General features: G+C 67.1%; 6 protein-coding genes. 2 read left to right on the top strand and 4 right to left on the bottom strand.

The features are described 5' to 3' along the window. From F3J14_RS33570 to F3J14_RS33555, 4 genes are all read right to left on the bottom strand, one after another. Positions 1 to 238 (bottom strand): hypothetical protein (locus F3J14_RS33570; protein ID WP_166726571.1); only part of this gene is annotated, 238 nt, incomplete at its 3' end. 594 nt (positions 239 to 832) lie between these two features. After that, entirely contained in the window at positions 833 to 1,855 is a 1,023-nt protein-coding gene (locus F3J14_RS33565; RefSeq protein ID WP_166726569.1) for a DUF2891 domain-containing protein, read from the bottom strand. Positions 1,856 to 1,865: 10 nt separating this feature from the next. Continuing rightward, positions 1,866 to 2,816 carry a DUF979 domain-containing protein gene (locus F3J14_RS33560; protein WP_166726567.1) on the bottom strand — a complete coding sequence of 317 codons (951 nt, stop codon included), beginning with the start codon at positions 2,814 to 2,816 and terminating at the stop codon, positions 1,866 to 1,868. Beyond that, positions 2,813 to 3,502: a DUF969 domain-containing protein gene (locus F3J14_RS33555; protein WP_006750127.1), complete on the bottom strand. Its 690-nt coding sequence runs from the start codon at positions 3,500 to 3,502 to the stop codon at positions 2,813 to 2,815. Before F3J14_RS33555 ends, F3J14_RS33560 begins: the two co-directional genes overlap by 4 nt. A 324-nt stretch (positions 3,503 to 3,826) precedes the next feature. Here F3J14_RS33555 and F3J14_RS33550 point away from each other — a divergent pair, with 324 nt between their 5' ends. Continuing rightward, entirely contained in the window at positions 3,827 to 4,051 is a 225-nt protein-coding gene (locus F3J14_RS33550) for a hypothetical protein (protein ID WP_006750126.1), read from the top strand. Positions 4,052 to 4,593: 542 nt separating this feature from the next. Continuing rightward, a partial coding sequence (locus tag F3J14_RS33545) for a response regulator (RefSeq protein WP_166726565.1) occupies positions 4,594 to 5,036 on the top strand: 443 nt, incomplete at its 3' end.

The raw sequence follows: 5,036 nt of genomic DNA, 5'->3' as shown, positions 1-5,036 counted from the left end.
GCTCGCTGCAGATCCGGTAGATATCGACGCCGACGTCGTACAGCGACATCGCATTGCCGACGAACGGCACCATGTACAGGCACTGCACGAAGATTTCGAGGCCGTGATTGCCGACCGCTTCGGCGTCTGCCGAGATCAGCGTCGGCGACGTCCCGGGCGCGGGAACCGGGCTGACGATGACGCGCCGTGCTTCGGCATTCTGAAGAAGTGCCTTCGGAATCCGGCGCTGTGGGGTCAACCGCTCCAACGCGTCACATGTGCTCCGATTTGAGTCCATTGCGCTCTCTCAGCACTCGTTCTTGTTTGATGAAGCCGAAGAGATAACAGATGGCAAAACAGACATCCAGCGAACGGAAACAGTTTGCAATAGTGTTCTTGTGCGGATGCGCTAGACATCACAAAAACGCACTACTCGGCAACTGTGCTCGTCGCCATGCCCTCCGACCAAGCGTCAAAATTGATCTCGATAAAACCCGGTTGGCGACAATCGAAAACAGTCTCGTAAAGGACAGCAGCGGATAACGGTCGAGTGAGTGCATCGTTCAACGCGCTGCGGCAGCGGCGCCCCAAAAGCCGGCCCGCCTCCGCTACGGGTCCATCGCGAGCAACACGAACGTCGCGAGCCAGTGTCCGCGCCTGTAGTCGTCAGCCCGTGCGCGAGTCCGCTCGCGAGATGCCGATCCGACTACGCGAACAATGCCCACATCGCGTCGAGGCGCGGCGCGAGAAACGCGGCCCGGTCGGCATTACCCGCGAACACATCGGCTGCGGGCGACGACACGACGCTTCGGAAAACCGGCCTGAATCGCCGCACCTCAGCCCTTCCCGCGCGCTACGCGTCGAGCGCCAGCAGCGCGAACGTCGCGAGCCAGTGCTCGCCCATGTAGTCGCCGGCCACGTGCGCGAGCGCGCTCGCGAGATGCCGGTCGGCCGCATCGAGCAGCTTCGCGCGCCGCGCATCGCCTTCCGCCAGCGCGCCGGCAAGCGAGCGCTGGCACCACGCACGACTCAGGTTCAACCCGTCAAGATGCGCGATCTTGCCGTCGCTGCGGTCGCTGACCGTTGCCGGCACGAACAGCGTCGCCGGCTCGCCGCGTGCGAGATCGGGCAGGAAACGCGCGAACCAGCCGTCGAATTCGGCGGCCGGCAGCACACGCCGCATCAGCTCCGCCTCCATCAGCGCGGGCGACAGGAACTCGTCGCCCGACGGCTCCCACGCCTGGCACGCGACATCGCCCAGGTGCCAGCGTTTCGCCGTATCGACGATCAGCGCCGCGAGCCCGTCGCGCTGCGTCGCGCGCGCGAAGTCGAGCGTGAGCGCGAGCGCGAACGCGGTGTTGAAGTGCGTGCCGACGCGCAGCGGATAGGTCGCCTTCGGCAGGAAGGTCTCGAAGCGCGCGACGAACAGGTCCGTGAGCGGCGCCATCGTCTTCGCCCAGCGTGCGGCCTGCGGCACCACGCCCTTCAGCGCGAGCCGCTCCAGCTGCGCGGACAGCGCAAGCAGCCACGCCCATCCGTAAGGCCGCTCGAAGCCGCTGTTGTGCGGCAGCGCGAGGTACGCGCGTTCGCCGGCGACGTTCGCATCGGTGAAATGCGCGTCGACGACGGCGATGATCCGCTCGGCCTCCGGCAGTGCCGGATAGCGTTCGAGCACGCGCAGCAAAAGCCAGTAGCCGTGCACGCACGAATGCCAGTCGTAGCTGCCGTAGAAGATCGGGTGCAGCGCGCGCGGCCCCAGCACGTCGTGCGGGCCTTCGAGCGAATGCGTGAGCTTGTTCGGATATTCGCGGGTCAGGTGCGCGAGCGCGAGCGACGCGAATTTCGATGCGAGTTCGGGTGTCAGTCGGTCGGTCAAGGGCCTCTCCTCAGAAGCGGAATACGAACGCGTACATCAGCAGCGTATTGACGGCCAGCAGCAGCACGGCGGTCGGCCACTGCGCCTTGATCACGCCGTTCTTGTCCTTCAGTTCGAGCAGCGCCGCGGGCACGATGTTGAAGTTCGCGGCCATCGGCGTCATCAGCGTACCGCAGAAGCCGCTCAGCATCCCGATCGCGCCGAGGATCGCCGGGTTGCCGTGAAATTGATGGACGATCAGCGGCAGGCCGATGCCGGCCGTCATCACGGGGAACGCGGCGAACCCGTTGCCCATGATCATCGTGAACAGCGCCATGCCGACCGTGTAGGCGGCGACGACGGCGAACGGCGAGTCGATCGGCACCCAGTCCTTCACGAGCCCGGACACCACGCCGCCCACGCCCGCGACCGCGAACAGCGCGCCGAGCGCCGCGAGCATCTGCGGCAGGATCGCGGCCCAGCCGACCGCGTCCATCGTGTGGCGCGCCTCCTTCAGCGCGTGCACCGGTGAATCGCGCAGCATCACGAGCGCGACGGCGAACGCGACGAGCGTGCCGAGCACGAGCGAGATCAGCGTCACGCTCTTCGGATCGACGAACGGCACGAGCTTCAGCGCGAACGTGCCGATCAGCGTGACGACGGGAATCAGCAGCGCCGGCAGGAACAGCTTGTTGCCGAAGCGCAGCGCCTTCGCGTCGCGCCGCGCGGCCGCCGCGTCGCCGGCTTCGTCCGACTTGCCGCGTCCGAGCTTGCCCGAGCCCGCGATCAGCGCGAGCGCGATCGCGAGGCAGCCCATCACGAAGTGCGGCAGCAGCGCGCCGAACAGGAACGTGAGCGCGTAGATCGCCCAGAACGCGAAATTGAAGACGCGACGCGGGTTCGTGCGGTCCATCAAATTGAAGCACGCGAACGCGGCGAACATCAGCCCGGCGAGCGTATAGAGCGGTTCGAGGCCGATCATCGCGCGCCCTCCCGCCCGAAGGCGCCGAAGCCGCGCGACAGCCGGCGGTCGAGCAGCGCGAGCCGCGTGCAGTGAATCAGCAGCGCGGCGATCGCGGTCGGGATCGCCCAGACCGACAGGTGCAGCGGCTCGATCGCGATCCCGTTCTGTTCGAGAAAGCCCTTGATCAGCAGGATCGACTGGATCGCGATGAAGATGTCCTCGCCGAAGAACACGGCGACGTTGTCGGCGGCCGACGCGTGCGCGCGGATCTGCTGGCGCACCGACTCGGGCAGCTCGCCGTGCTGGCTGACGGCGGCGGCCTCGGCCATCGGCGCGATCAGCGGCCGCACCATCTGCGCGTGCCCGCCGAGCGACGTGAGGCCGAGCGCGGCGGTCACCTGGCGCAGCACGAAATACAGCATCAGCACGCGGCCGGTGGTCGCCGCCTGCACGCGCGAGATCATCCGCTTCGCCTGCTCCTTCAGGCCATTGCGCTCGAGCAGCGCGATCACCGGCAGCGTCAGCCAGATCAGCCCCATGTAGCGGTTGTCGGTGAACGCCTTGCCGAACGCACTGACGATGTCGACAAGATTCATCCCGCCCGCCAGCCCCGTCGCGAGGCCCGCGATCGTGACCACCAGCAGCGCGTTGAAGCGCAGCGCGAAACCGATCACGACGATCGGCACCCCAATCAACACCAGCATTGCCCCTCCTTGTGATGGATACGCGACGCCGTGGAGACGCGCCGCCCGCCCGGTTTCGACCGGTTTCAGGTCGCAAAATCTAACACGAGACTTTATCGATAAAAAGTCGACAATTTGACGCTTCGGGTAAACGTTGAAACCGGTACGACGGTGCGCCGGCCGTGTGTCCGCGGTGTTTCTGCGGTGTTTCTGCGGTGTTTCTGCGGTGTTGTGGCGGTGCCGACCGGAACGGCCCGCGGCGCGCGCCCCGCTCCCGCCGCGAATGGCGGAGCGCCGGTACGCCGACTACACTGGAAGGCATCGGCAACGTTCGGGAGAGCCGCCATGATTGACGTATTCCAGACCATCGGCAGCCGTGCGTTCTCCGCTCATCTGGCGAAGGACGGGATGGTGACGCTGATGGAACAACGCCAGGAAGTCGACCGTGTGACGCTCGCGACCGCCTATGCCGCGCTCGTGGAGGAATCCGAGCAGGAAGCCGACCTGCTCGATGCGACCGTCGAAGGGATGATGCGCGCGCTGATCCAGGGGTACGCGCGCAGCCATTGACGACGCGGCCGCGTCTTCGGCGCGCGGCCTGGGTCGACGCCGGGCGGCCGGCGTGCCGGATCCATGCCGAAGAGCTACCGGCCCGCGTGAAGATCCTCGTCAGGCTCGCCAGCGCGCCGTTGCTGGCGCGATCGCGCTCCGCCAGGAAAGTCTCGACCTCGTCGCGGCCGGCAAACCGGATCGAGCGGAAGTAGCGTTCGCGCACCGCGCGTCGGCATCGACCGCAAACTCGCGGTCGAAGGACTGCGTGCCCGCTCCCGATGTCGATTCGGTACCGCGCCCGGCCCTCGCGCTCGTCGTCTTTCCACCGCGCGGACGGCAAAAAATGCCGCCCGTCCATAGAGGAAAGGGTCTGAACGACGCAATGCGCAATTTTTTCGATTGCCGCCGCTCGCGCCGCATGACAGCATGCGGGGCGTTGCCAATCGAAAAGAATTCCGTGCCGTCCGCCCGCCGATGCCGTTCGGCGGCGCCGACCGGGCACTGCCTTCCATGAACCCGGCCCACCTCCAACACTACGAACCGACCGGAGTATCCCGCTTGTGAACATCGGCATCGTCAACGACCTCCCGCTTGCCGTCGAGGCGATGCGCCGTGCGATCGCGCGCCGGCCCGAGCATCGCGTGCTGTGGGTCGCGACCGACGGCGCGCAGGCCGTCGAACTATGCGCCGCGCAACCGCCCGACGTCGTGCTGATGGACCTGATCATGCCGAAGTTCGACGGGATCGAGGCGACGCGGCGGATCATGCGCTCCAGCCGCCCGTGCGCGATCCTGATCGTGACGAGCTGCATCGGCGCGAACGCATGGCGCGTGTTCGAAGCGATGGGCGCCGGCGCGCTCGACGCGGTCGACACGCCCCGCCTCGGCGAAGGCGCGGCCGGCGACACCGCACGGCTCTTGCTCGCGAAAATCGATCAGATCGGCCGGCTGCTCGACGCGCCCGGCGGCGTCCGCGCGGCCGGCACGACCGCACGCGCGAGCGG

It is taken from the genome of Burkholderia sp. Tr-862, from assembly GCF_011753085.1.
Taxonomy (GTDB): domain Bacteria; phylum Pseudomonadota; class Gammaproteobacteria; order Burkholderiales; family Burkholderiaceae; genus Burkholderia; species Burkholderia ambifaria.
The sequence above is the reverse complement of the archived record's forward strand: the minus strand, read 5'-3'. Positions and strand labels throughout refer to the sequence as shown.